The sequence below is a fragment of the Sporosarcina sp. P18a genome (assembly GCF_002743135.1).
Taxonomy (GTDB): domain Bacteria; phylum Bacillota; class Bacilli; order Bacillales_A; family Planococcaceae; genus Sporosarcina.
This window is the reverse complement of the sequence record NZ_PDYQ01000001.1, coordinates 620,490-647,298: the sequence shown is the minus strand read 5'-3', so window position 1 is coordinate 647,298 and position 26,809 is coordinate 620,490. Positions and strand designations below refer to the sequence as shown.

Here is a 26,809-nt window from a genome sequence, read left to right as displayed (position 1 = left end):
TTAAACTACCTCCAATTTTGTTTTTGCGAATTTTGGCATAACTTCTTCTGTAAATAACTTTAAACTTTTCATCACTTTTTCATGTGGCAATGTGCTGTGATTTGTCCATAATAGCAAGTTTTGTAGATTCAGTTCTTCTTGGAGTTCCTGAATCTTTTCTGCAACATATTCTGGCGTTCCAACCAACATGTTTCTAGAAAACAGGAAATCAAAGTCCAGTTCTTGACCTTCTTTCAGCTCTTCACCTGGATCGAGCAAATTACTGAGACCTCTCCAGTGACAGATCCAGCGGTACGTGTTCAATACAGCCTCTTTGAAATCCGCGCGAGCTTCTTCCATCGTCTCCGCCACATAGACATCACGTACAAGTGCAATTCCTTCACCAAGTGGCACATCGATGCCTCTCGCTTCAGAAGCTTTTCCACGGTATAACTCAAACCGTTGCTTTAATTCTTTTACAGTTGGCATCCAGAAAATTCCGTTAATTCCTGTTTCAGCTGCAATTTCAATTGAACGAGGTGAATCAATTGTTTGCCAAATATTCGGCATACGGTTTTCATACGTATTCGGCATTAGCGATATTTTGCTGATTTCGCCTTTTTCCATATCCATGAATTCTGGAGTAGCTGGGCTCATCGGATGCTTCCACTTCAAGCCATCTGCAGGGAATTTAAAGAATTCACCTTTGTGAGAGAAGAAACGATTAGACCACGCTTTTTTCATAACTTCCAGTGTCTCTTCAAATAATGCTCTGTTTTGATCGTTATTTTTCGGATCTGCTAGGGGGTTTAAGTTAGCTGCTTCTCGACCGTACAAGCCACGAGCCAACCCTACTTCTACTCGACCTTTACTCAACTGATCAAGCATCGCAATATCTTCTGCTAAACGTAGTGGATGCCAGAAAGTCGCAACGTTTGCGGCTTGGCCGATTCGAATATTTTTTGTACGAGCTGCAATATCTGCCCCCATCATAAGCGGGTTTGAGATTAACTCATTACCCTCATGGCCAAAATGGTGTTCCGTGTACCAAATAGAATCGTAACCGTTTTCATCACAATAAATCGCTTGCTCACGCGCTTCGTCCAATACTTTGTAATACTCATCGTGACGTCCTGGACCTGATAGGTTTGCAAATATTCCAAATTTCATAATGTTTCTCCTCCTAGTTAATTGAGCTCGCACTCATTTTTTTGGCAATCCCCGTTTTCAATCCTTTAGCACTTGCTTCGACGTGACGTCTCATTGTGTTTTCAGCTTTTTCACGTCTTCCTGTCAAAATTGCATCTAATATACCTTGGTGTTCCTTCAGCGATTTTTTTAAACGTTCAGGATTATTGATACTTATTTGGACATAGCGTTGGTAGGGTATTTGATTCAGCATCAAGTTCAATAAATAGCTTAATTTAGAATTGTCCGCACCTGCCAATATCGCTGCATGGAACTGTTCATTTGCTTCCGCGTATAATTTTGTATCGTTATTCTGAGCGGCTACTTCCATTAATGCAACGGCTACTTCAAGTTGTTTGATCGCGACCGGGTTCTGAGTCTCTGCTAAGAGTCCCGCTGCAAAACCTTCTAACGCTTCTTTTACAGTGAAAAGCTCATCAAGTTCTTGTTCCGTTGGTTTTCTTACACAAGTACCTACACGTGGAATGATCTCCACAAGCCCTTCTCTTTCCAGTTGTTTCAGTGCTTCTCTTATAGGCGTTCTACTAACCTCGTAGTCTTGTGATAAAGCAGCCTCCGACAATTGTTTTCCTGGTTCATATTCCCCAGAAATGACTGCCTCCCGTATGGCATTCGTTACTTGTGCGGTAATACTGACAGTTTGTATTTTCTGTATTATCGTAATCACCTCTCTATGATTCATGTACGTTGGTAGTTCATCCTATTTCGAAATATCAATCTACCATGTACCATACAAGCTATGAGATGAGTATATTATCTAATTATTCAAATGTCAACGAGTATTTTGATAATTTAATTTACTAGTCTATTTTTAAATTACATTTCTCTATCTGCCGCGACTTCTTTCACCGGGATCATATCTAGCTCCTCTTCGATAATTCCTTGTTCAATCGCAAGTTCTCTGGCTACTTTCGGTGCATACCACACGACTGGAAGTAAAAGAATGGATACTGGAACTGCTGCTATTACAACAAATGACTGCAATGCCCCAATTCCTCCACCACCGATTTTAATGAGAATCGTTGCAATAGTAGACATAATCACGGCCCAAAATACACGAACGACTTTTGGTGGATTCCCGTCTCCCGTCACGGCCATTGAGATTGAATAAGACATTGAATCTACGGTCGTCACCACGAATAACGTAGTTAAAATTAAGAAAACAGAAGGCATGATACTTCCTAACGGCATTTGTCCCGCGATTGCGATGATCGCGCTAGGCAATCCACCTTCCGTCAACGGTCCACTAACGGATCCTACATTTTTCAGCTCATAGAAAATGCCTGTTCCACCTAGAACCGTAAACCAAAAATTCGTAGTTATTGGTGCTATTACAGCAACCACTACAAATATTTCACGGATTTTTCTGCCGTTGGATATCCTCGCCACGAATAATGCTACCAGTGGGCCAAAACCTATAAACCAGCCAAAGAAAAAGAGTAACCAACCACCAAGCCATGCTTCATCACTTCGGAACGTACTAATATTTATAAATTCACTAATATACGTCCCGTAGGAAGACATGAATGAATTGATTATAAATAAACCAGGACCTAGCAATAACAAAAAGGCGGCAATCACTACGACCAAATTTACGTTCAACTTACTTAAAAATTGAATTCCTTTTTCGATACCTGTAAGCGTCGATACTAGCACCACGCCTGTCAATAGTACAATAATAGAGAGTTGCGTTAAAAACGTATCCGGTATACCGAAGATTGCACTGACGCCATAGCTGACTTGTAATCCAAGAAAACCAATCGGACCAATCGTACCCGCCGCAGCGCCTATAATACAAAATACATCAGCAGCTGTTCCCCACTTACTCGTTAACACTCTTTCCTTCAATATTGGATATAGAAGAGTTCTAGGTTTCAACGGCATGCCTTTATGTTTATGTGCGTAAATTAAAATAATCGCACTAATTGCGCCATAGACGGACCATGCAGTAAAACCCCATGACATATAACTTTGAGCTAAGGCTGGACCTATCGCATCCTCTGTGCTAGCTGCAATCCCTTTATGCATTGGAGGCACATCTAGAAAATAGTACATAGGCTCTGCTGCTGCCCAAAAGACTCCGCCGGCTCCAAGACCTGTCGTCAGAATCACGGCTACCCATTTGAAATACGTCATTTCAGGTTTCTTTGCATCACCAAGACGAACTTTTCCGTACTTTGATACAGCTAACACTGCCCCAACAACAAAAGTAGCCATCATAAGAAATTGCCAATACGCACCGAAGTAACGAATGGAAAGATCAAAACCTTTATTCACAAAGCTACTGACAGTGTCCACTTTAAAGAGTGAAAATAACACGAATACTACCAGTACGCCTCCACTAAATAAGAAAACAGGCCAATCAACCTTTTCGCGAATAAATTTCCAATAACTTTTCGTCATAATCCTCCTCCTATTTCACAATATTTCTACTAACACTTCATCACTGTGTCACAACTAAACTTCCTTTCACTAAAATTTGGCAGCGCTTTCTTTATGGAAGATATGATGTTATTCATGTTGCATGTACCATACAAGAGCTTGTAATATAGATTATATTTTAAATTCGGAATTGTCAATATATATTTATATTTTTTTGATCTGTCAAAATTTTCTTTTGTTCAGCATAATAATATAATTGTTTGTTTCATAATTATTAATTGAATGCGATAGTTTCATCTATTTATTGTTAGTCTTTTGGCGGACGCTTCATTATGTGACATATTATAGATACAAAAACAACGCGAATCCCCTAATGGTCCGCGTTGTTTCCCTCTCCGTTCCATATCTTTGAATTTTATGGAAACCTATTCACCATTCATGAAGCATCAGATCACTGCTGAAAAATCATTCTAGCAAAGTGTTTCATCACACTTTATTCATTTCACGTTAAACTCCGAAACTAATTTTTGTAGTTCTTCTGCTACGTGGGACAAAGAAAAGGCTGAAGAAGCGATCTCCTCCATAGAAGCAAGCTGTTCTTCACTAGACGCTGCCACGCTACGGGAATGGTGAGCAGAATCCCTAGCGATTTGACTCATATCTTTTACTGAAACCGTGACTATCTGGCTACTTGCTGACATTTGTTGTGTTGTGGTTGCTACTCCTTGAATTTGGTTGGCAACCTGGTTTAATGAATGGTAAATGGTTTGAAACTTTTGTTCCGTGTCATTGACAATCAGAATTCCACTATCTACTTCATCATTTACTCCATTCATACCTACGACAGAATTGTCTGTTTCGTTTTGGATTTCCGAAACTAAGTTAGTAATATGCTGTGCTGAATGAGTCGATTGGTCCGCAAGTATCCGTACTTCATTGGCGACAACGGCAAACCCTTTCCCATGGTCACCAGCCCTCGCCGCTTCAATCGCGGCGTTCAAAGCTAACAGGTTTGTCTGCTTAGCGATTTTCCCCATTACTTCCACGATCGATCCTATTTTCTCGGAGTGAACTTTTAATTTTTCAATCGATGAATTAGACTCCTTGACTGTCTTGCGAATCACATTCATTTGACCTATAAGGTGTTGCAATAAAGCATTCCCTTCCTCCGCCTCGATTGATGAGTTTTGAGCCGCTTCCGAAACGTCCAAGCAATTGGTCGCAATTCCTTGTAGTTCTACATCCATCCTAATCATCATCTGTACAACTTCATCCGCACTCTCTGTCTGTTTATTCGAGCCAAGGTCAACTTCCTGGATTGCGGTCACAATATGTTCAGTCGCTTCTGTATTTTGTTCTGTATTTGCCGTTAGTTGTTCCGCAGACGATGCTACTTCGTTCGATGTAACAGTAATTTGTGTAATCAACTGGCGGACATTATGAATCATTTGTTGAAAGTCTTGTACGAGGGCACCAATTTCATCCTTATTTCTTACCTTCAGCACATCCACCGCAAGATTTCCGTCCGCTACTTCTTTGGCTTGGCTTGCAAGTGCCATCAATGGATTGGAAATGCTTCGCGAGAAAAAATAAATAATGATTACGCCAAGAACTAGTGATAAGGTGAGTGTAATGGCAAGGGAGTGTACAATTGCGTTTGCTCTTTTATTAAAATCCTGATAAAAACTATTTGTACTCAAAATCCATCCCCAAGTCGGTTCAAGCTCAGCATAACTAACGTTTAGTGCCATGTGTCCGGGTTCGTCAGGAAGCTCCCACATCGTGTCCATATAAATTGATCCTTTGGCTTGCACATTGTTAATCATTTTTCGAAAGAAATATTCCCCATTGTGGTCTTGATAATCCCAAGTGTTTGTTCCTTCCAAATACGGATCTGCAACTTGATTCCCTTGTTCGTCAATAATATAAAAGTAGCCGTTTTCCCCCAAGTCTATATTTTTATTAATTGGACGCGTTCCGTCTGCTGACTTTTCCCCTAAAACAGATACTTTCACATATTCTTGTGCATCTTCAAGGCTAATATTTCCTTTTTGCACCTCTTGGTCTATCACTTTTATTACTTCTATTGTTTGCTTAACACTATTTTTCAACATCAATTTTCCAGATTCGTTTAGACTGTCTATAGACAATTGATAGCTGACGATACCAACAAGAAGTGCGGGTATACATAAAAACAGAAAAGAAATTAACATGATTTTTTTTCTTAAGTTCAAACGAAACATCTCTGTATCCCCCCATAAACCATTTCTAAAATCCAAAAAAGAGCTGCTTGGCGATTAACTATCCATTGTTGCAACTCTTTTTCATTTAACCTTATTTAGCTGATTAAAGCTCCTATGTTTCCACGCAAAATCAATTACCTCCTCCTAACTTCGCACTAATTTCGTTACTAATCCCATACCAGTCCAATGACGACAAGTACCTATGAAAGTGTATTTTGTATTTTTTCTGTCATTAGCCTTTCATCCTTTCTTATAAACATAACTTTTATTTCACTTGCATGTACCATACAAGAGCTTTTATTATACATTATATCCAACTTTCAGAATTGTCAATATACATGTTGAATAAAATACCAGTTTCCCAAACAAACCGCAACCCATTCAGAATTGCTTCAGATTGGTGTGGGGACCTGGCACCCTATTCAACAAACTCAATCTAAAAAGCACCCGTATAAGAATGTTCATGAATGACTACGCAAACATGTCCTTTTCTTACACAGGTACTCATTATTCATCAATTTATAAAGCTATCTTTTTCAGTGCTTCAAGATGTTCAGTATCGAAGTAATAGGATTCATTGCAGAAATGGCAATTCGCTTCGGCATGTCCATCGGTCTCAATCATATCTTGAATCTCTTCGCTTCCTAAGCTGATAATTGCATTGGAGATCCGGTCCACAGAACATTGACACTGAAATTGAACGGGCATACTTTCTAACACTGTGACATTTTCCGATCCTAAAACGTGCTCAAGTATTTGTTCGGGTGTACTTCCTTCTGCGATCATGGAAGACAATGGCGCAATTACTTTTATTCGTTCTTCAATCATACTCATTACGTCCTCATCCGCGCCCGGCATGAGTTGAATTATAAAACCACCCGCAGCCTTTACGGTATAATCAGAATTTACTAACACACCTAGTCGGACAGCAGATGCCGTTTGTTCAGATCTAGATAGATACGATGTATAGTCTTCTCCGATTTCCCCGGAAATGAGAGGGATTTGCCCTACGAAAGGATGCATCAGCCCCACGTCTTTTGAGACTGTTAGCAAGCCATTCATTCCGACAGCTTTTCCCACTTTGTTCATTTCAAAGTCGATTTGGGGATTCGAGACATATCCACGAACTTCACCTTTCGCGTTGGAATCCACAATAATGGTACCGAGTGGTCCGCCACCATTAATTTTAACCGATACTTTTTCCTCGCCCTTTAACATAGCGCCAAGAATTACACCAGCTGTCATTGAACGTCCGAGGGCGTCTACAGCTGTCGGCCTGGCCGCATGCCGCCGCTGTGCTTCCGCCACTGTTGTAGTTGAATTCACTGCGTACGCGCGTACTTGATTTTGATAAGCTACTGCTTTTACTAAATAATCATTCATTCCATACACCCTTTCTATAACCCTAAACGTATAGTTTGGCTTTGTTTCACTTAGATTTTCGGGTGTTACACCACTTCCAAGCGGAACGACGATTTGTCAACGAATTTTATGCACGCTGCGGTTTAACTTGTGATACCGTTAATCCATCACCAACCGGCAACAATACTGACATCAAACGAGGATGCCGTGCTGTGTATTCATTGAATTCCCGCATATTTTCTGTATATTGTTTCCCCTGTATGGACGAGTCTGCTACTGAACCGCCCGCCAACACGTTATCAGCTACGATCACCGCATTCGGCTCAGCTAGCTCTAAACAGCTGTCTAAATAGTTTCGGTAATTCTCTTTATCCGCATCAATGAAAAAGAAATCAAACGTTTTTCCTTCTGCTTTCAATGTTTCCAAGCTGTCTAAAGCAGGTCCGGTTTTATACGTCACTTGGTCGCCAAAGCCCGCCTTCGTTAAATTAGCATTTGCTAACTTTGCGAATGATTCCTCTAATTCCAGTGAAGTCAAATGCCCTTCCTTGCTAAATCCTCTCGCCAGACATATACCGCTATATCCGCCAAGCGCACCAATTTCAAGAATATTTTTTGCGCCAGTCAATGAAACGAGCATCGTCAAAGCTTTGCCCGACGCAGGAGAAACTGAGATCGAACGCATATCATTTTCTTGGATTGAGAACAGGACATCCTCGAGAACTTGATCAGTTGATACAAATGTTTGGTCTATATATTGGTTAATCAATTTCATTAAATAACTCCTCCTCTCTATAGTAAGTTGAATGCAATATTATTCATTTAACACACTTTCCGCAAGTACTTTGGATTTATCCCCGTAAACTTTTGTAATATGTACATCTCCCCAAGCACAAAGCGCGCTTAAAATAGCTTCTAAACTTTGGCCATATTCACTCAATTCATATTCAACTTTAGGCGGCACTTGATTATAGACAATTCTATTTATAACTCCGTCCGCTTCCAATTCACGTAATTGTTGAGTTAACATCTTTTGCGTAATGTTTGGCATTAATCTTTTTAATTCACTTGTCCGCTTTCTACCATGAGTCAAATGACATAGTATGACACACTTCCACTTACCACCTATTACTTCCAATGTTGCTTCCACACTAATATTATATTTCTTGCTCATTTCATTCGCCTCCGCTTTGGATAGGTACTAAAAGGTGCCTACATTACTTTAAAGTGCGTACTTCTCTTTTAGTTTTCTATACTTCATACTAACATTTGCAAGTGGATTTCACTACATCATAGGTATTGATGCCATGAAATTTGCATGCAACTTATTGTTAGGAGGGACGTTAGAAAATGTCAATAGATAAAAAACGCAGTACATTTGCATTGCTTGCATTAGCTATCAGTGCATTTGCGATAGGTACTACCGAATTTGTGAGTGTCGGACTATTACCACTCATTGCTCAAGATTTAGATATTTCAGTTTCACTGGCCGGATTGACTATTTCCTTATATGCTATAGGGGTGATGATCGGAGCGCCAATTCTCACCAGTCTAACTTCTAGATTACCTCGTAAGACCGTTTTAATCTGGATCATGGTCATATTTATCATTGGAAACAGTATAGCTGTAGCCGCAACCAGTCTGAGCGTATTACTGTTTGCACGAATTATTTCCGCCTTTTCACACGGCGTGTTCATGTCTATCGGTGCAACAATCGCCGCAGATTTAGTGCCAGAGAATCGTAGAGCAAGTGCTATTTCCATCATGTTTACCGGATTAACAGTTGCGACGATTACTGGAGTTCCTTTTGGCACATTCATCGGTCAACATGTAGGATGGCGTTCTGCTTTTGTCTTAATTGTAATTATAGGTGTAATTGGGCTTGTTTCGAACAGTCTCTTAATTCCTTCAAACTTACGACAGAGCGCACCGACTACATTGAGTGATCAAACGAAACTTTTGACAAATGGCCGTTTACTACTAGTATTTACTATTACAGCACTAGGTTATGGCGGAACGTTTGTTGTGTTCACCTATTTGTCTCCTTTACTCCAGGAAGTGACAGGATTTAAGCAAAGTACAGTTGTCATGATCTTGCTCGTCTATGGAATCGCCATCGCAATAGGAAACATGATGGGTGGAAAACTGGCCAATAAAAATCCCATTCATGCTTTATTTTATATGTTTATCGTTCAAGCCGTTATCTTATTCATATTGACATTCACTGCACCATTTAAAGTGGCTGGATTAATCACCATTATATTGATGGGTATATTTGCATTTATGAATGTTCCAGGACTACAAGTATATGTCGTAATCTTAGCGGAACGATTCATTCCACGTGCGATCGACGTAGCCTCTGCTATAAATATTGCCGCTTTTAATGCCGGAATCGCCATTGGTTCGTACCTTGGTGGCGTGGTGACGGATTCGATCGGTATTATTCATACACCATGGATTGGTGCAAGCATGGTAATGGTCGCAGCGATCTTAACAGGCATTGCCCGTTTATTGGAACGTAAAGACCACGTAACCATACATGCACTGAAGGAGGTGATGTAACGAGTAGACTGCACGTTTAGTAATTACTATGAATGGAGGAAGAAATCATATGAAAAATTTGCAATCAACAACTACACTATCTAACGGGGTTGAAATGCCCTGGCTTGGTCTCGGAGTATTTAAAGTAAAAGAAGGTTCAGAGCTCGTAAACGTTGTAAAATCTGCAATTGAGTACGGTTACCGCAGTATCGATACAGCAGCGATTTACCGCAACGAAAGTAGCGTAGGTAAAGGTATACAAGCAGCTCAAGTGGATCGGAAAGAATTATTCATCACATCGAAGGTATGGAATAGCGACCTTGGTTATGAAAAAACACTTGCCGCTTTTGACGAGAGTATAACGAAACTTGGTCTCGATTACTTGGATCTATACCTCATTCACTGGCCTGTAGAAGGAAAGTTTGTAGAGGCGTGGCGCGCACTGGAAACCTTGTACGAAGAAGGAAAAGCTAAAGCGATCGGCGTAAGTAATTTTCAGCCGCATCATCTAGAAGAATTAATGAAAAATGCAAAAATCAAGCCGATGGTAAATCAGGTCGAGTACCATCCCCGTTTATCACAAAAAGAAGTACAAGCATTCTGCCGAAAACACGATATCCAACTCGAAGCGTGGTCACCTCTCATGCAAGGTAAGCTACTGGGCAATGAAGAATTACAAGAAATTGCGGATCACTACAAGAAATCCGTTGCCCAAGTAATTTTGCGTTGGGATTTGCAAAATGGTGTAGTGACCATACCCAAATCAACGAAAGCCCACCGCATTGCTGAAAATGCGGATGTATTTAACTTCGAACTAACATCAGAAGATATGGAACGAATCGATAAATTAAATCAAGATTATCGAATCGGACCCGATCCTGACAACTTTGACTTCTCATAATCAAACAAAAATAAAGACTGTCCAACCAAATTATGGTTCGGACAGTCTTTTCAAATTTTCTAAGCCATAGAGAATAGCATGCACACCATTTATAATCCATTTCTGCAGAAAAACGACGAAATCTCTCTACTCCCTCATTCGATTCCCTAGTACAGAGTAAAATAGTTGTCTTGCATACGACTGTGAAAAGTGAAATACTCCATTTGTTTTCACACTTTCGTCCACCACTCGTCCATCCTTAATTACATATATTCGATCACATGCATACATGACGGCCTGCAGATCATGCGCAATGAATAAAATCGACATACCCATTTCCCGATTCAGTTCTAGAAGCAAATCAATGATTTCCCTTTGAATTAATCGATCCAAATTGGAAATGATTTCATCACAAATGAGCAAATCGGGTTCAACTAAAAGCGAGCGAAGCAAGTTGACACGTTGCCGTTCCCCGCCACTCAATTCTGAAGGATATTTATGTAAATGCGATTCCGATAGTTTTACTCTTCCAAGCATTTGCCGAATAAGTGCATCACGATCTCCTTTCATCGTGCGAAGAGGCTCGAGCAATATTTTACGCACCGTCCAGGAAGGATTTAGCGCGGCTGATGCATTTTGAAAAATCAATTGGGTCGCTTGATAAAATGATTTTCGGGTTTTTCGTGTGACTGGTTTACCGTTGAATGTAATTAGACCACTATCAGCTGATTCAAGTTGCATTACGACACGTGCGAGCGTACTTTTTCCACAACCACTTTCTCCTACTAAACCTACAACTTCCCCTTTATGTACAGTCAGATCCATGCCATTCAACGCTTTTTTCGTCTGGTTTCCGTTGTTGTAACTTTTTGAAACATTTGATACAGCTAACATTTGTCACCCACTCCTAAAATCTACTCTCTAACAATCGCTTCGTATAGGCATGTCGGGGATGCGAAAAAATCGTTTCCACCTTTCCCGTTTCCACAATGCTTCCTTGCTGCATAACGACCATTTCATGAGCGGCTTCAGCGACGATATCCAGGTCATGGGTAATGAGAAAAATCGTCGTCCCTCGTTCTTCATTCAGACGAATTAGCAATTGGATGAATTCTTTTTGAAGCACCATATCGAGTGCGGATGTAGGCTCGTCTGCGATGAGTAGAGCAGGTTCCACATAAAATGCGCACGCAATCATACACCTTTGCAACATCCCACCTGATAATTGAAAAGGAAATTGCTCGACCACTTCCCAAGATAGTCCCAACTTTTCTAAAATCACATGCATTTTTTCATTAAATACAGGTACTGAGTCTCCTACTCGTTCCCCTGAAAATGCATAGAGTTGACGCCCCATTTTCACAGACGGATTAAAACTATTTAATGCGTCTTGGAATATCGTGAAAATATCCTGCTTCCTCACGCCTTCCATCTCCTGATCGGACGCATCCAATAAGTTTCGACCTTCGTACATGATAGATCCGCTGACTTTCGCGTCGTCCGGCAACATACCAAGCAATGCGGATACCGTCATGCTCTTTCCACTGCCACTTTCTCCAATCAGCGATGTGATGTTTCCACGCGGTATTGTGAAATCAATGTGATGCGTAATGTGCTTACCTTTTATATGAATAGATAGGTCTCGTACTTCAATCATTGATCCGCCTCCGCTCCGGATTTTTCCACGCCTCTCCGATAAAATTAATGGCGAGGATAGTCAAGAAAATCATAATGCCTGGAAATAATCCAATCCACCAAGCACCAATTAAAATATCGTTTTGCGCGTAGTATAACATATTCCCCCAAGAAGGAATCGTCGGTGGGATACCGATACCGAGAAAACTAAGTGACACTTCCATAAAGATCGCGCCAGCAAAATTAAATAGCGTCACGACAAAAATAGCGGGTATGCTGTTGCGTAGCAAATGACCCCATAGTATGTTCCAAACAGGCGTCCCTAACATGTTGGCAGTTTTAACAAACTCTTCTTCTTTTAGACGAATGAATTCTGAACGCACAATTCTTGCGGTCACAAGCCATCCTGTCAATCCAATGAGCAGTGCCATGCTCCACATTCCGCCTTGAACGATTACCTGAAACACTAAAATAATAATTAGTGCGGGAATCGTAATCAGTGCTTCCAATAGCCGCATCATGACGGTATCAATCACGCCACCAAAATAGCCACTAATCCCACCATACACAATTCCAATGAATAGCGACAAAATAACCGAACCACTTGCTACAACGAGTGTCACTTTTCCACCTTCCAGTAAACGTGAAAAAACGTCCCGGCCTAAATGGTCTGTTCCTAACCAATGATCATTACTCGGGGCACTATATATTTCATCCATGTTCATTTCATTCGGACTGTAGGGGGCGAATATAGTTGAAAACACTGTCAAAAATACAATCAATCCAAGAAGGCTATACCAAAACAAAAGTGCTTTCCGTAACTTCATTTACCGGATGCCTCCTTTACGTAGCTTCGGATCGATAGCGTACATAATGAGATCGACAATAAATAGCGTAATGACGACCAGGATACCTGTCACCATAATGCTGCCCATTAATAAAGGGAAATCCTTTGTCACGACTGCTTTGACCGTCAATTGCCCAATTCCAGACCACGCAAATAATGATTCCACAATAATAGAACCACCAAAGAACGACGGAATAGTCATAGCGATGTAATTCAAGTAAGGAATAGAAGCGTTACGCACGATTCCGTTTCGAATGGATCTCTTTATTACACCATTTGCGCGTGCTACCTTCACATAGTACTGGCCATTTTCTCTCTTAATACTTTCCTGTAGAAAACGTGCATAAATCCCTACATGCGTTACAATCATCACGCTAGCGGGCATCATGAGATGACGAATTTTATCTACCATGCCGCCATTACCACCTACATCGCCCGAACCAGAAGAAGGAAGAATCCCTAGACTCACAGCAAAGATATAGATGAACAAAATACCAAGCCAAAAGGGAGGTATGGAAGACGTCGCGATACTAAATGTGGACAGTCCTTTATCCCAAATAGAATTTGCCTTCATACCGGCCACTGTACCGAGCCAAAAGGAACCCATGACAATACAAAACATCGTCACGCCAAATAATAGCAACGTATTCGGTAGTCGTTCCATAATGATTTCAAACACGGGTCTGCCTTCTTTATAGGAAGTTCCTAAATTCCCTTTAACTGTTTCTCCTAGCCACGCAACATATTGTTCTGCAACAGGACGGTCTAATGCATACGCACGGGTAATGCGTTCTTTTTCGGCTGCAGTTAACGTCTGCGCATTTCCTCCATAGAAGGCTATTGCAGGATCTCCAGGTGCTGCTTGCATAATGAAAAAAGAGAGGAAGCTAACGATGAGGAGGACTATGAGCCCCATCACCATTCGCTTCCCAATCCATTTACCGATCATTCCACTTCCACTCCTCAACGTTCCAGAGGAAACCAGATCCATGATGACCTAGCGTTCGTTCTTTCACACCGCTCACATTTTTATTAATACCATACACCGCATTCACGTAGGCAATAAAGTCAAATGCGGGATCCTTCGCAAGTTCTTCTTGGAACTGCATATAAATCGCTTTACGTTCTTCCGGATCCGTCGTGGTGCGTCCTTTTGCAAGGAGTTCATCCACTTTTTCATTCGAATAACTACCATAGTTGTAACCGGAGCTATTGATACTCGATTCATTCGTATGGAACAATATGTGCGTATGATGATCCGCGTCATAGGGACTGCCCCAACCCACCATGAACGCATCAGCGTCTTCGATCGTAATCGCGCTCCAGTCGAGTGCAGCTACTTTTACATCAGCCCCAATATCCTTAAAACCTTCAGCAACGTAATTCGCCATATTGACACGAACGGTATCACTTGCAGGAGCAGTTATCGTAAATGCTAATTTTTCTCCGTCTTTAGTACGGATACCCTCCTCATTTTCTTTCCAACCTGCTTCATCTAACAACGCATTCGCTTTTTCCACGTCATAGATGTACTTTTCAATTTGATCATTATTGAATTCATGGTTTTGCAATGGTGAGTAGGCAACAGAGCCATGTCCTTTTAGAATCCCTTTTACTATTTGCTCTCGATCGGTGGCATAACTAAATGCACGACGTACATTGACATCTTTCCAAAGATCCAAATTCATATTGAATAAAATACCGCGGTAATCCGCCGATTCTATATCGTAAATCGTTACATTCTCTTCTCTTTTCAAATTTTCTACTTGTACAGGATCCAAGAGTGCAACATCCACCTCGCCCGATTTTAACTGCAGTGCCCGAACATTACTATCAGGAATAAATTTAAAAATCACTTTTTCAATCGAAGGTTTCGTTCCAAAAAAGTCGCTGTACGCCTGTAATGTCAACGAATTGCCGCGATCCCAATTATCAAACTTATACGGCCCTGCACCAATCGGATGGCTGTTAAAGTCAGCCGTTCTCATATCGACTCCATCAAAAACATGTTTCGGAAGGATCGGTACAGTTAACTTGTCGAGTAACGGTGTAAATGGCTGCTTTAATGTAATTTCTACAGTATTATCATCCAGCGTTTTGGTAGATTCCACTTCTTCAAAATCGGACTTCAAAAATGAAGCGTTTTGATCATCCAGAATACTTTCTATCGTGAACACAACATCTTCTGCCGTAAGTTCTTTCCCGTCATGGAATGTAATACCTTTTTTTAACGTAAACGTATACGTAAGTTTATCTTCTGATACATCGAACGAGTCCGCGATATCCGTAACTACTTTATTATTTTCATCAAATCGCATGACTCCACGAAACAACAATGCATCTAGGTTCGTTTCTTCGAGAATCGGGTTTAGCCCTTCGAACTCCTCTTCGGAAGCATAAATGAGGCGATTCTCTTTAGATGGAGTTGATTTTTCTACATTCTCTTTTTTATTACAACCTGCCACCATCACTACAAGTACCATAAAAAGTACAAGCATTTTCTTATTCAATGTAATCATTAGTTTCTCCTTTATTCTCGTTAAATTTACCACATTTTATAATTATTTCATGTTTGTATACATTTGTCCTGTCTAACGATTTATATTTTTCATTATAGAACGTTATAAATTCGGTAGAACTTTCCTAGCCCCCAAAATCAACCAAGTGCTCAGTACAAACGGCATCGTCAATGCAGGAAGTCCGAACGGTAATAACCAAATGCTGACACTCGCCATTAAGGGAACTGTCATACATGCCGCCACCACTCCTGTAATAGGTGCATAGCGGTTTTCCTTTTTGTTGTAGACAACTGATACAGCTAAAATGGTTAAAATAGCGTTATAACCATATAACCCTAACATGATCAACGTATGTTCCCCGCCTAAAGCAAGGGTTATAAGACAAGCGACTACGTTACCGATGACCGAATATATGCCCATTTTCCTGCTAGCCCAAAACACCGCAATGAATAATAAAAGACCAGGTATCGCTTCAGTGACGAAAAAGATTTGACCAATTCCATTGAAAGCGGCTCGCAATAGGTTGATTTTGCCTTCTATATGCAATTCCCAATTAGCCAAACTTTGCGGAGACAGTGAGTCACTTAACTTGATACTATCGAGTTTATAAGATGAAAGCAGTACAAACCAAGTGAATAGGATAAATGGTAATGTTAAGATTGGAATGTCGAAGTTGCCTAAGAAATACATAAGCGTCGCTGTAATGACTGCGGTGATCGCTGCTCCTACCAACGCCACAATCCAGGCATAAGGTCCTGTCAAAAATGTTTGTAGTACTAATCCAGAAAGCACAGAATTGTAGCTCATCAAACCTTTACTGACCAATATTTTATCTGCACCGCCTACTTTCGCAACCAGCGTACCAATCATGGCGGATAAAAGCGCAATGATTCCTAATGAAAATGAAGAAACCGTAATGGCTAATAAAATTAGAAGTCCTGTAATGACATTTTCAAGATAAATGATTTGGGATATCCCTTTAAGAGATTCTAAAAGAAAAGCAAAAAACTTTCCTTCTTTCATCACTTGCATCGATTGATTCTCTTTTTTTCTGTCTTCCATATCGCCCCACCTATTTTCATTCACTTTAGTGACATATTGATTCAGGTCATAGTACATGTTTCCAAAGTTTGTTCGTTGCCCTATTATCAAATTTTCTGCTAATAATCTTGTACTTATACATTACATGCGCCTCTATTTGGAACAGTATTACACACATTGATTGGCGTTGAAGCTCGATGTATATCTCGTAGGTGTGCGGTGCATTTTAACAAAGTACCATAACTATGCAAGGAATGGTACAAGCAGGAAAATAGTACCAACGAAGTTATACATATATTGAAACTCTTTCCTTTTCACTTCTACTCCATGCCGAATATAAGATACCCCTTTTGGCAGATGAAAAGCATACTTTGCCAAACTTTATCTGACGGTTATCATTTTCACAGAAACCCTACCAATATACTACTAGTTGGACGATACCAGGTGTGGCTCTTCTTCCGCCTTTAATTTCATTGGCTTTTAATTTATTACTAGATGATTTTTTCTCCGTCTTCTCTTATACTACTAGTACATCAACGGAAAGGAATTACTTCATGATTACACAATTTTTCTCCTACTACAAGCCACATCGGCGCCTCTTCTTGATCGATTTTTTTAGTGCGATTTTTGTAGCACTTCTTGAACTGGCATTTCCTCTTGCTGTTCAGTGGTTTATCGACGGACTACTGCCGTCAGGGGACTGGAACCGAATTATCACGGTTAGCTTTTTACTATTGCTCGTCTATTTGGTGAGTACGTTCCTTCATTATATTGTTAGCTATTTAGGGCATAAGCTTGGGATTAATATCGAAACTGATATGCGCCGTGAATTGTTCGAACATGTGCAGAAACAATCTTTCCGATTTTTTGACAATACCAAAACAGGCCACATCATGACGCGCATCACGACTGATTTATTCGATATTGGTGAATTGGCTCACCATGGACCAGAAGATGCGTTCATCGCGGTCATGACTATTCTAGGCGCATTTGGAATTATGTATACAATCAACCCTGAGCTCGCTTTGATCGCCATCGTGATGGTTCCGCTCCTCGCGGTAGTTGTCTCTTACTCTAACAAGAAGATGAATGCAGCATGGCATAAAATGTATCAAAATATCGCGGAGGTCAATGGACGGGTTGAGGATTCAGTGTCTGGCTCACGCGTAGTGAAGTCTTTTACGAATGAAGACTTTGAATTACGTCGTTTCCAGCAAGACAATGATCAGTTCCGCTTGGCTAAACTTAAAGCGTATAAAGTCATGGCTTGGGCTACGTCTTCGATGTATATGCTCACTCGCCTCGTCACACTCGTTATTTTAATTGTCGGTGCTTGGTTCACAGTGAATGACAAATTATCGTATGGTGAACTTGTCAGCTTTATTTTATTCAGCAATATTTTGATTAAACCTATTGATAAAATTAGCGCGTTGCTTGAGCTATATCCAAAAGGGATGGCAGGTTTTAGTCGTTTTCGTGCGTTAATTAACCAAGATCCAGAAATTAAAGATGTGAAAAATGCAATAGTAGTCGATCAGTTACGCGGAGATATTACACTTCGCGATGTGACATTTGGTTACGACGCCGAGCGACCTGTGTTACGCAATATCGATTTAACGATTCACGCTGGACAAACCGTTGCGTTCGTTGGTCCGTCGGGTGCTGGAAAGACGACCATTTGTTCACTTATCCCTCGCTTCTATGAAGTCAATGAAGGTTCCATTTCAATTGATGGAGTAGATATTCGGGAAATGACGCAGAAATCATTACGTAGTCAAATTGGGATCGTCCAACAAGATGTCTTCTTATTTACAGGAACGATTCGAGATAATATCGCGTACGGTAAATTAGATGCAACTGACGAAGAAGTATTTGAAGCTGCAGAAAAAGCCCATCTAACCGACTTGATCGATAGTATGCCGAATGGCTATGCCACGCAAATTGGTGAACGCGGATTAAAACTCTCAGGTGGACAAAAGCAGCGCCTCGCAATCGCTCGAATGTTCTTGAAAAATCCACCGATTCTTATTCTAGATGAAGCAACTTCCGCACTGGATACAGAAACGGAACGTATCATTCAACAATCACTTGAAGAACTAGCCGTTAATCGCACCACACTGATCATCGCGCATCGCCTCACAACGATTCGCAATGCTGATCAGGTTATCGTGATGACAGAAGATGGTATCGAAGAGCAAGGAACGTATGAAAATTTATTACGTCAAAACGGTACATTTGCTCAATTACATTATGCTAATCAAATCTAAATACACAAAAAACACCTGTGCCGCAAAACGTAAATGTTTGCGGTACAGGTGTTTTTAATAGGAAGTTCGAGATAGAACACTTTCGAAATCACTCCAAACGCATAGTCGTGATGCATAGGTTATCCCCATCGAATGTAGTGATTTCTGATACGGTTTCTTTCGTGTCCTGTTTGATCGTGACAGTGAATGTGTCATTACGCGGAAGCCATATTTCATTCTCCATTTTCAAATGATACATCAGTCGTTCTTTCTTGTCCGCTTCACTCGAAAGTTCTGGTCCATGAACAAAGGTATATTGATTACCTATCAGTTGATCAAAATGATAAATTTCATTTGCACGATACTATTTCATCCAGGTTCCAACAGGACACGTTGTATAAAGATTTAAGCGTGAAAAAGAGTAAATCAATAGAATCTCCTTTTTTCTGTCTGTTTTGTAAATCTCACCTCAATTTACTTAAATATAAAAACACCGACAGAAATTCCCGCCGGTGCGTGTTGTTTCTACATATTAATAACTACTGAACTTTCGTTAACATTCAATGGCAAAAGAACAATGTCTGCAAAAGCCAGACTGTGTAGATACGGAATGACCATACAATTCCATTTGTTTTGATAGCTGAATTTTAATGTCTTACATACGTATTGAAAGCGAATCTAATTTCAAAAACGGTTGAAACCTCCATATTGATGGTGTCCCATGTGACCTTGGTGGCTAAGGATAACGACCTAATTGCTAGCATGTCACGTCGAGGAAACTGTTGGGACAATGCGGTGATTAAATCATTTCATTCAAGTCTGAAATCTTAAGAATTTCAATACGTTAAATTTAATTCACTACAAAATCAAGATGTAGTTGTACGAGTAATCGCCTACTTGAATTATTTTAATAAAGAACGTATCCAAAAAAATTAGGCTACCTGACACCGGTAAAGTATGGTGTCGCAGCAGCCTAATTAAGGTGTTTTATAGATGTCTCAAATCGCTATGTCAGTCTACTATATTACTTTTATTTAATAATTGCTTCTCGATCTTTAGCTCTAGACTTTCTAAGCACTTCTAGCTCACTTCCAATAGGATAGGTAGGTAAATTGGGCTTAATTGCACCTAGCATTACTAACATAAGAGCTTCATCATCCCCATCATTTCTAACGCCCCTATATATACCAGGAGGACTACTAATACAATCCCGAGCATTTAATTTAATTTCATGTACTTCACCTTCACTATTCTCTTGAATTAATGCAGTGACATTACCCTTTAAGACAAAGAATACTTCTTCTACATCATCATGTAAATGTAATGGACCAATGCAACCAGCGGGTAATACCATTGTACTGAGAGTGAAATTCTCTCCAGTAATAATATTGGAATCATTGTTTGCTGTTGCACCACGACCTATATACCTCATTTGTGCTCTCCTGTATTTCGGGTTAATCTCCTCTTGAAATTTTAATACATTCCAATCCAAAGTCCTGTCTTCCAATTTAGCTACATACTTTTTTTTGAATTCTTCAATTGAAAACTTTTTATCCGCCATAGTTGAAACCTCCTCCAACTTAGTTTCATCTACAAAACTAAGTTTTGTTTTATAACTAAATATTAACATTGTTTTATTCTTTGTCAATAATTAATTCAGATTAGTCTAATTATAAGAAATTGTGTAAGTAGAAATTATATATAGAAATTAAAGTCACTACACAGATCAGACTTAATAGAGTCCTCAATACATAAAGATGTTTAAATTCTTAGCAAAACCATTTATTAATTAAATTTTACTATTTCCAGAAGGTTCACATTAGGGAAAAGCACACCATACAAACATCGTTTTCAACAGATAATTAGGTTTCCCGTGAAGTTTCAAAAAATTAGTTTTACTATGAATTAAAATCTTGTAAGTTAAGGAAGTATATTATTTCTATAAGAATAGTTGTAGCGATTAATATTTTTGCATACTACCATTACCTACTTAGTTTGACCACCAAATTCAAAACCACTTCATAAAAGCCAAATCAGGAGACTAAAAAATAGCTAAGCAATGATCAAATCGCCTGCATTTCTGATTGATTTTGAATCTTTTTCTTAGCCTCCTGAACTTCTTTGTTTTCTGTTTTAAGCGTAAATAAGTAAGCGATGAACCCCAAAGCGGTGATAGCAATCAACATGATAAGCGACGGACCGAAGTCTCCTCCGTTAATATCGCGCATCCATCCCATCACATAACTAGAAAATCCGCCGAATATGTTCGTGAAACCCATGAGCCCCGCTGCACGACCAGCAGTTTCTGGCGTTGAAAATTGTACGATAAATAAGTTACTTAAATGAAAGATTCCTCCCAATGTTCCCATTGCAAGTCCTAATGCCAAAGCGGATATGATGGCGACCGAGACTTGTGTGGAAACCGTCAACAAGATTGCACAGGAAGCAAACAAGATCGTTGCTATTAAACTAGGGCGCTTCGTTTTATCTGCTAAATAACCACAGATCAGAACGAAGCCAAGTGCAAACAACCAAGATAAGGATGTGATTCCAGTCATAGCATCTACATCAAAATTCCTGGCTTGCATCAAGTACGTTGGCAGCCAAATACTAATGCCGAAAAATAAGAAAGAAGTGATCACCATACCGAACCAAACAATCCAGTAACGGGAATCTTGAACGTAACTTTTCTTCTTTTCTTCAGTAACCGGAGTATCATCTTGTCTTATGTACGACAATTCTTCTTTGCTGACGCCCGGATGGCTTTCCGGTTCATTTCTAGTTAAGAAAATCAACATCGGCAATACAAGAAGTAAATTCAACCCAGCCAATATAAAGAACGTCGCATGCCAACTGAGCGTGGCAATGATCAATGAAATGAAAACTGCACCGATGGCAGGTCCTGCATAGTTACCCGAAATCCAGGAAGACTGCGCGCGGCCCAATTCGTTTTTGTTGAACCAAGTAGCGATGAATTTCCCACAGACCGGGATCATCATCCCTTCCCCGATTCCTAAGACAATCCGTGTCACCATGAACATTTCATAAGTGGTGGCAAATCCGCCTAGCAGCATTGTCACTGTCCAAATCGAAACTCCAATGATTGCTGTTTTGCGGGCTCCGAACTTATCAATGAAGAATCCCCAGAAAAAGTTGGAGATTGCATACGCTACCATGAAGATAAAGGTTAAGAAGCCAATCTTCGCATTCGCATTGGCTCCTGTCATTCCAAGATCACTTAGAAACTGTGGATCAGTCTGGACAATGGAAATTCCTAACTTGTCAATTTGTCCGAAAAACCATAGAAAGAAAATAGGCGTCGCTATATATAACCATCGTTTGTTGTTTTTAATATTCATTTTCGTTCCTCCCATACTATCTTATTAAGGAATTTCACAATTGGAGACCCTAAACTTGTATACGGTTCACTTTATTGAATTTAATTTTAGTTAATTATCTAAAATACCTATCTCTTACCAGTAAACATATCGATTTCTTACATATAGTAGTAAGCGATCTAACCCATAACCAAAGAGTGATATAAAAATTACGACTGCCAACACTTTGCTTTGGGATAAGGTGGCCGATAAATAAACGAGAAAATATCCAATTCCATTATTTGAACTGATCATTTCTGTCAGTACAGCAATAACCACCCCTATTGGGAGCGCAATTCGGAAACCTGTGAAAATTGATGGCATCGTTCCTGGCAAAAACACTTTCCAAAACAGCTTTCGATCGGTCGCCCCCATATTCTGACCAGACCAAACGTACAAATGATTTACACTTTTCGCACCGTAGTATGTACTCACTACTATAGGGAAAATGCACTCGAGAAAAATGGTAAATATTTTAGAACCAGAACCTAACCCGAATAGGAGTACAAATATAGGGTATAAAGCCACTCTTGGTATAGGATAACCTGCCGTGAAAATTGGTTGCATAAGGTCATCAATAAATGATGACCGGCTCATTTGAATCCCAATTGGAATTCCAACGATTGCTGCAAGTAAGAAACCTACCAAGATCCGATAAATTGTAACTCCCATATTTGTCCATAGATCGCTTGTGGCAAGCAGCTCAACAAATACCAATAGAATTTCTCCAAGACCAGGGAATAACTGTCTTGGAAAAAGTTCTGCCAACACGAACCCTTGCCACAATAGAGCTATTAGTATTAACGCTAAATATTTCACAATAAATTTTTTTATCGCTTTCATATGCGTCCTCCCTCTATGTCCTGGTGTCTATAGCGCTACAAGATTTCGTGACAACAATCGATCTACTATCGATTTTGCCACCATAAGACCCTCCCCCTCAGACCGATTAACAATCGATCGAAAAGAAAACCTAACGCTGCGATAACTATGACTGCAGCAAGAACAATATCCGTACGGCCATATGCATCAGCATTCAGAATCATAAATCCTAAGCCTTTACCAGTTGATGAACCAATCATTTCCGATGAAAACATCATGACAAAAGTTAACGCAAGAGCAACACGCCAACCGTCAAATATTTTAGGGAGGGCCGCTGGAAGTACAACACGGTACAACATTTTGAACTTAGAAGCTCCCATATTTTCCGCTGACCATAGATAAAGTTTATTAATTCCTCGAACACCATCCAATGTTGCAATAAAACAAGGGAAAAAAGCACTCGTGAAAATAATCAGAATCCTTGTCGTATCTGTCACACCGAACCAAACTAAAAACACAGGAAGTAAAGCAATTTTAGGAATCGGATTGAAAAAAGATACGACCGGATCAAAAAACCTTCCAATCGGTTGGAAAAATCCTGCTAAGATTCCCAACCCTGTTCCGAATAAAACAACCAGCAAAAACCCGACAATCGATCGATATAAACTGATTCCTATGTGTGGAAATACTTCACCTGTCATAAAAAATTCACTAATAATCCCAAGAACAACTGCCGGGCTGGAGACATAGGTAGGAAACCAATCCGTCATTGACAGTAGTTGCCATAACGATAAGAAAAGGAGAAGCTCCACTAAAGAAATAACTATAAAGCGACTTTTCTTAAAGCTACTCAGCATTGGATTGACCTCCTATACTTTTCACATTTTCCTCCTCATGCAAAAGATCCCAAATATGATTCCGGTAATCAATAAAATCATAAGACTTTCGAATCGATACATCACGGGGTCTTGGTAATTCAATTTTCAAGATTTCCTTAACTACCGAGGGACGTTTCGTCAAAACAACGACGTAATCACTTAAATAAACCGCTTCTTCAATATCATGTGTAACGAATATCACGCTTTTTTTCGATTCCGACCAGATCCTTTGAAGTTCCACTTGCATCGTCTCTCTAGTTTGGGAATCAAGTGCACCGAATGGTTCATCCATAAGCAGTACTTTAGGGTCAAAAGCAAGCACTCTAGCAAGAGATACTCTCTGCTTCATGCCTCCCGATAACTCGGAAGGCAGATTGTCTTTGAATTCCCAAAGTCCGACAAGTTTTAAGAAGTATTCCACCCGCTCTTTGATATCAGCTTTGGGAAACTTTTGTGCTTCCAACCCCCATGCCACATTGTCGTAAACTTTGCGCCAAGGGAATAGGGTCGACTCTTGGAACATCATTCCCCTGTCCGGAGCAGGTTTGCCAACTTCTTCTCCTCGGACACTTACCACCCCTGATGTCCGTTCAATAAAGCCGCCAACAATATGAAGGAATGTACTCTTCCCACAACCACTCGGGCCGACAACACTTACGAACTCGCCTTCTTTTATATCTAAATCAATCCCTTTGATTGCTTCAATCTCTTCACCTTTACGTTCAAAGACCTTACGCAAGTTAGATATTTTAATCGCACTCTCTTTTGGCTCTACCTTATTTACGGGAACAACTCTTGTCATTACGGATCCAAAACTCATTTTCGCCACCTCCGATAGAAATCCAACATTGAACTTTTTCAAATACAGACCATCCTAAACAATTATACTTCGGTCTACTTGTGTCTTAAGTAAGTGACATAGTTAACCTAAAACCGTCGCATCTTTGTGACAATGGCTACCGGCCAGCATTGTAGCTTCCCTTTACTAAATTTGTAGAGAGTCTATTTCGGACTCCCTCTAAATTTAAATACTTTTGTCATTCACCCCACCCCTGATTGGCCAAGTTATTTGGCTAAGAATGAGTCATCAATCAATTCATCTAAGTCAACTTTCTGTTCAATCCATTCGTCTTCCAGCAAAATTTCTTGGACAAGCTCCCAGCTTTCTTTCGTAAGTGAACTATCGATCGAACGGTTATAATCGACTAGATTGAGATAAATTTCCGGTTCAGAAAGAACAAATTCAGCATCCAGCAACTTTTGACGAGCCTCTTTTTTGTTCTCCACATAGTACCTTGTCATATATTGTAAGTCTTCCACGAGTGCACGAACCGCCTCTTCATGCTCTGCAATAAAGTCGGGATGTAAAAAGAGATTCAGGAAATCTTCGTCTATCGGAACACCATCTTTGGAAGTGAACACTGTTTTTAATTCACCGGCTTCTTGTGCCATTTCATAGAAAGGTTGTGGAAATAAACCGACATCTATCTTCCCACTTTTCACCGCTTCTTCCACTGCCGGAGTTGGAAGCACCGCATACTTTACATCTTTATCAGGATCTAACCCTGCTGCTTTCACAGCCGAACGTGCCCACATATCAGTAGGTGATTTGAAATCAGGGATACCAATTGTTTTGCCTTTTAAGTCGGCCGCTGATTCAAGGCCAGCATCTTTCAGCCCCATGAATGCCGAGTTGAATCCTTCCCCAGGTGTTTCTTTAGCTATGTTTGCAACAATTTTCAAATTGATCCCTTGAGCTGCCGACATAATCGCTGCCCCTTGTCCAATTGATCCCCCTTGAATTTGCCCAGCTCGATAAGCATTCAATCGATCAGTATTCGCCCTAAATTGCTGAAGGTCTAATGTATATTTCTCTCCATAATTCGGCGCCAGATCGGATGCCACTTTAATTAGCCATAAGTTTTCTTCTGTTGCATAGCCGACGCCTAATTTAATTTCAACCGGTCCATTCCCTTTTTCTCCTTCAGCTGAAGCTTTACCAATTTGTTGATCAGCAGAACCACATGCAGCCAATAGTCCGATCATCAATACGAAGACAAAACCTGCAATCATTTTCTTCATTTTCATTCCTCCAATTTTCTGTTGTATTTCTCCCACAAAATTCCGCCCCCATTGTAACCGCTTTCATTAAACCTGAATGAATAATGACAAAACAGGATTTTTTATATGTTTTATATACAAAACATGTTTTTGTAAATCCTATAATTAAATTTTACACTCTTCTGAATTTAATGTCAATAAGATAAAATAAGATAAAATAAGATATTAATATAGTTTTCTTATAACACTTTATGTGAAGAATCGTCTATTAGCAGACCGGTTTATGCAGTCATTTAAATAAAAAAAGAATCTTGATCGTAGGTTCATCGTACTGACTTCTTACTATGCCTTCCACTATAATTAACGCATTGTATATCTGACAGCGAGTCGATATTGAGAATAAAATATTATTTCGGCTTTTAGAAAGTATATATTGCAATTTTTGTAATAAACCCTGTAGTCCTTCCCAACTTAAAGTGCATGGATAGGGATAATCAATCATAAGAAAAAGACTACATTTCGTTCCTAATCGAAATGTAGTCTTTTTAAATTTGACTGCATGTAGACAAATTATGGTTCCAAAACCATCTGTCTTTGAATTTAATGAGATTGACCTGCAAATAAGATTAACACTACTTTAAACTCTTCTGTGGTGTCCAAATATGCATATTGCCCATTCCAATACTTGCGTTGTTGGATGACGTCATAGTCCTATTCTCGAAAGTCAGGTAACCTTTCTTCCAAATACCCCTTCCAAACACCCAGGCTTTTTCCTGGTTGAATGAGC

General features: G+C 39.9%; 23 protein-coding genes. 3 read left to right on the top strand and 20 right to left on the bottom strand.

Annotated features, from left to right (window positions below; all coding sequences use genetic code 11):
- The 7 genes from CSV75_RS03225 to CSV75_RS03195 all read right to left on the bottom strand — a co-directional run bounded on the left by CSV75_RS03225 (position 1) and on the right by CSV75_RS03195 (position 8,349).
- Positions 1-1,149, bottom strand: a complete 1,149-nt coding sequence (locus tag CSV75_RS03225) for an LLM class flavin-dependent oxidoreductase (RefSeq protein WP_099674718.1) — start codon at positions 1,147-1,149, stop codon at positions 1-3.
- Positions 1,150-1,162: 13 nt separating this feature from the next.
- Entirely contained in the window at positions 1,163-1,870 is a 708-nt protein-coding gene (locus CSV75_RS03220; protein WP_233191580.1) for a GntR family transcriptional regulator, read from the bottom strand.
- 134 nt (positions 1,871-2,004) lie between these two features.
- Positions 2,005-3,591, bottom strand: a complete 1,587-nt coding sequence (locus CSV75_RS03215) for a BCCT family transporter (RefSeq protein WP_099674717.1) — start codon at positions 3,589-3,591, stop codon at positions 2,005-2,007.
- Between the two features lie 476 nt (positions 3,592-4,067).
- The gene (locus tag CSV75_RS03210; RefSeq protein ID WP_099674716.1) at positions 4,068-5,813 is read right to left on the bottom strand and encodes a methyl-accepting chemotaxis protein; all 1,746 of its coding nucleotides are present in this window, start codon (positions 5,811-5,813) and stop codon (positions 4,068-4,070) included.
- Between the two features lie 519 nt (positions 5,814-6,332).
- The gene (hslO, locus tag CSV75_RS03205; protein ID WP_099674715.1) at positions 6,333-7,196 is read right to left on the bottom strand and encodes an Hsp33 family molecular chaperone HslO; all 864 of its coding nucleotides are present in this window, start codon (positions 7,194-7,196) and stop codon (positions 6,333-6,335) included.
- 106 nt (positions 7,197-7,302) lie between these two features.
- Positions 7,303-7,950, bottom strand: coding sequence for an O-methyltransferase (locus tag CSV75_RS03200; RefSeq protein WP_099674714.1), 648 nt, complete (start codon positions 7,948-7,950; stop codon positions 7,303-7,305).
- Positions 7,951-7,989: 39 nt separating this feature from the next.
- Positions 7,990-8,349, bottom strand: a complete 360-nt coding sequence (locus CSV75_RS03195; RefSeq protein ID WP_099674713.1) for a winged helix-turn-helix transcriptional regulator — start codon at positions 8,347-8,349, stop codon at positions 7,990-7,992.
- 176 nt (positions 8,350-8,525) lie between these two features.
- On the opposite strand from CSV75_RS03195, the gene CSV75_RS03190 reads away from it, so the two are divergent.
- Both CSV75_RS03190 and CSV75_RS03185 read left to right on the top strand, forming a co-directional pair.
- Positions 8,526-9,737, top strand: coding sequence for an MFS transporter (locus CSV75_RS03190; RefSeq protein WP_099674712.1), 1,212 nt, complete (start codon positions 8,526-8,528; stop codon positions 9,735-9,737).
- A 49-nt stretch (positions 9,738-9,786) separates the two neighbouring features.
- On the top strand, positions 9,787-10,617 hold the full coding sequence (locus CSV75_RS03185; RefSeq protein WP_099674711.1) for an aldo/keto reductase: 831 nt from the start codon (positions 9,787-9,789) through the stop codon (positions 10,615-10,617).
- 126 nt (positions 10,618-10,743) lie between these two features.
- Here the strand turns inward: CSV75_RS03185 and CSV75_RS03180 are convergent, their stop codons facing one another.
- From CSV75_RS03180 to CSV75_RS03155, 6 genes are all read right to left on the bottom strand, one after another.
- Positions 10,744-11,490, bottom strand: a complete 747-nt coding sequence (locus CSV75_RS03180; protein WP_099674710.1) for an ABC transporter ATP-binding protein — start codon at positions 11,488-11,490, stop codon at positions 10,744-10,746.
- A gap of 13 nt (positions 11,491-11,503) precedes the next feature.
- A complete protein-coding gene (locus CSV75_RS03175) occupies positions 11,504-12,253 on the bottom strand; it encodes an ATP-binding cassette domain-containing protein (RefSeq protein WP_099674709.1) in 750 nt (249 codons plus the stop codon).
- A complete protein-coding gene (locus CSV75_RS03170) occupies positions 12,246-13,058 on the bottom strand; it encodes an ABC transporter permease (RefSeq protein ID WP_099674708.1) in 813 nt (270 codons plus the stop codon). Before CSV75_RS03170 ends, CSV75_RS03175 begins: the two co-directional genes overlap by 8 nt.
- Complete coding sequence (locus CSV75_RS03165) at positions 13,059-14,027, bottom strand: ABC transporter permease (protein ID WP_099674707.1); 969 nt, start codon at positions 14,025-14,027, stop codon at positions 13,059-13,061.
- Complete coding sequence (locus CSV75_RS03160; RefSeq protein WP_099674706.1) at positions 14,017-15,597, bottom strand: ABC transporter substrate-binding protein; 1,581 nt, start codon at positions 15,595-15,597, stop codon at positions 14,017-14,019. Before CSV75_RS03160 ends, CSV75_RS03165 begins: the two co-directional genes overlap by 11 nt.
- A 102-nt stretch (positions 15,598-15,699) precedes the next feature.
- Complete coding sequence (locus tag CSV75_RS03155; RefSeq protein ID WP_099674705.1) at positions 15,700-16,659, bottom strand: urea transporter; 960 nt, start codon at positions 16,657-16,659, stop codon at positions 15,700-15,702.
- Positions 16,660-17,192: 533 nt separating this feature from the next.
- Here CSV75_RS03155 and CSV75_RS03150 point away from each other — a divergent pair.
- Entirely contained in the window at positions 17,193-18,905 is a 1,713-nt protein-coding gene (locus CSV75_RS03150; protein WP_099674704.1) for an ABC transporter ATP-binding protein, read from the top strand.
- Positions 18,906-18,993: 88 nt separating this feature from the next.
- Here CSV75_RS03150 and CSV75_RS16535 read toward each other — a convergent pair whose 3' ends face one another.
- The 7 genes from CSV75_RS16535 to CSV75_RS03120 all read right to left on the bottom strand — a co-directional run bounded on the left by CSV75_RS16535 (position 18,994) and on the right by CSV75_RS03120 (position 26,043).
- Positions 18,994-19,143 carry a hypothetical protein gene (locus tag CSV75_RS16535; protein ID WP_233191579.1) on the bottom strand — a complete coding sequence of 50 codons (150 nt, stop codon included), beginning with the start codon at positions 19,141-19,143 and terminating at the stop codon, positions 18,994-18,996.
- A 771-nt stretch (positions 19,144-19,914) separates the two neighbouring features.
- A complete protein-coding gene (locus CSV75_RS03145; RefSeq protein WP_099674703.1) occupies positions 19,915-20,445 on the bottom strand; it encodes a cupin domain-containing protein in 531 nt (176 codons plus the stop codon).
- A 502-nt stretch (positions 20,446-20,947) separates the two neighbouring features.
- Positions 20,948-22,243 (bottom strand): MFS transporter, encoded by a 1,296-nt coding sequence (locus CSV75_RS03140; protein ID WP_085130847.1) that lies wholly within the window; start codon positions 22,241-22,243, stop codon positions 20,948-20,950.
- 114 nt (positions 22,244-22,357) lie between these two features.
- Positions 22,358-23,104, bottom strand: coding sequence for an ABC transporter permease (locus tag CSV75_RS03135; RefSeq protein ID WP_085130849.1), 747 nt, complete (start codon positions 23,102-23,104; stop codon positions 22,358-22,360).
- Between the two features lie 65 nt (positions 23,105-23,169).
- Positions 23,170-23,940 carry an ABC transporter permease gene (locus tag CSV75_RS03130; protein WP_099673498.1) on the bottom strand — a complete coding sequence of 257 codons (771 nt, stop codon included), beginning with the start codon at positions 23,938-23,940 and terminating at the stop codon, positions 23,170-23,172.
- Positions 23,930-24,823, bottom strand: a complete 894-nt coding sequence (locus CSV75_RS03125) for an ABC transporter ATP-binding protein (RefSeq protein ID WP_233191578.1) — start codon at positions 24,821-24,823, stop codon at positions 23,930-23,932. Before CSV75_RS03125 ends, CSV75_RS03130 begins: the two co-directional genes overlap by 11 nt.
- 203 nt (positions 24,824-25,026) lie before the next feature.
- Positions 25,027-26,043 carry an ABC transporter substrate-binding protein gene (locus tag CSV75_RS03120; RefSeq protein WP_157111211.1) on the bottom strand — a complete coding sequence of 339 codons (1,017 nt, stop codon included), beginning with the start codon at positions 26,041-26,043 and terminating at the stop codon, positions 25,027-25,029.
- Positions 26,044-26,809: the final 766 nt, after the last annotated feature.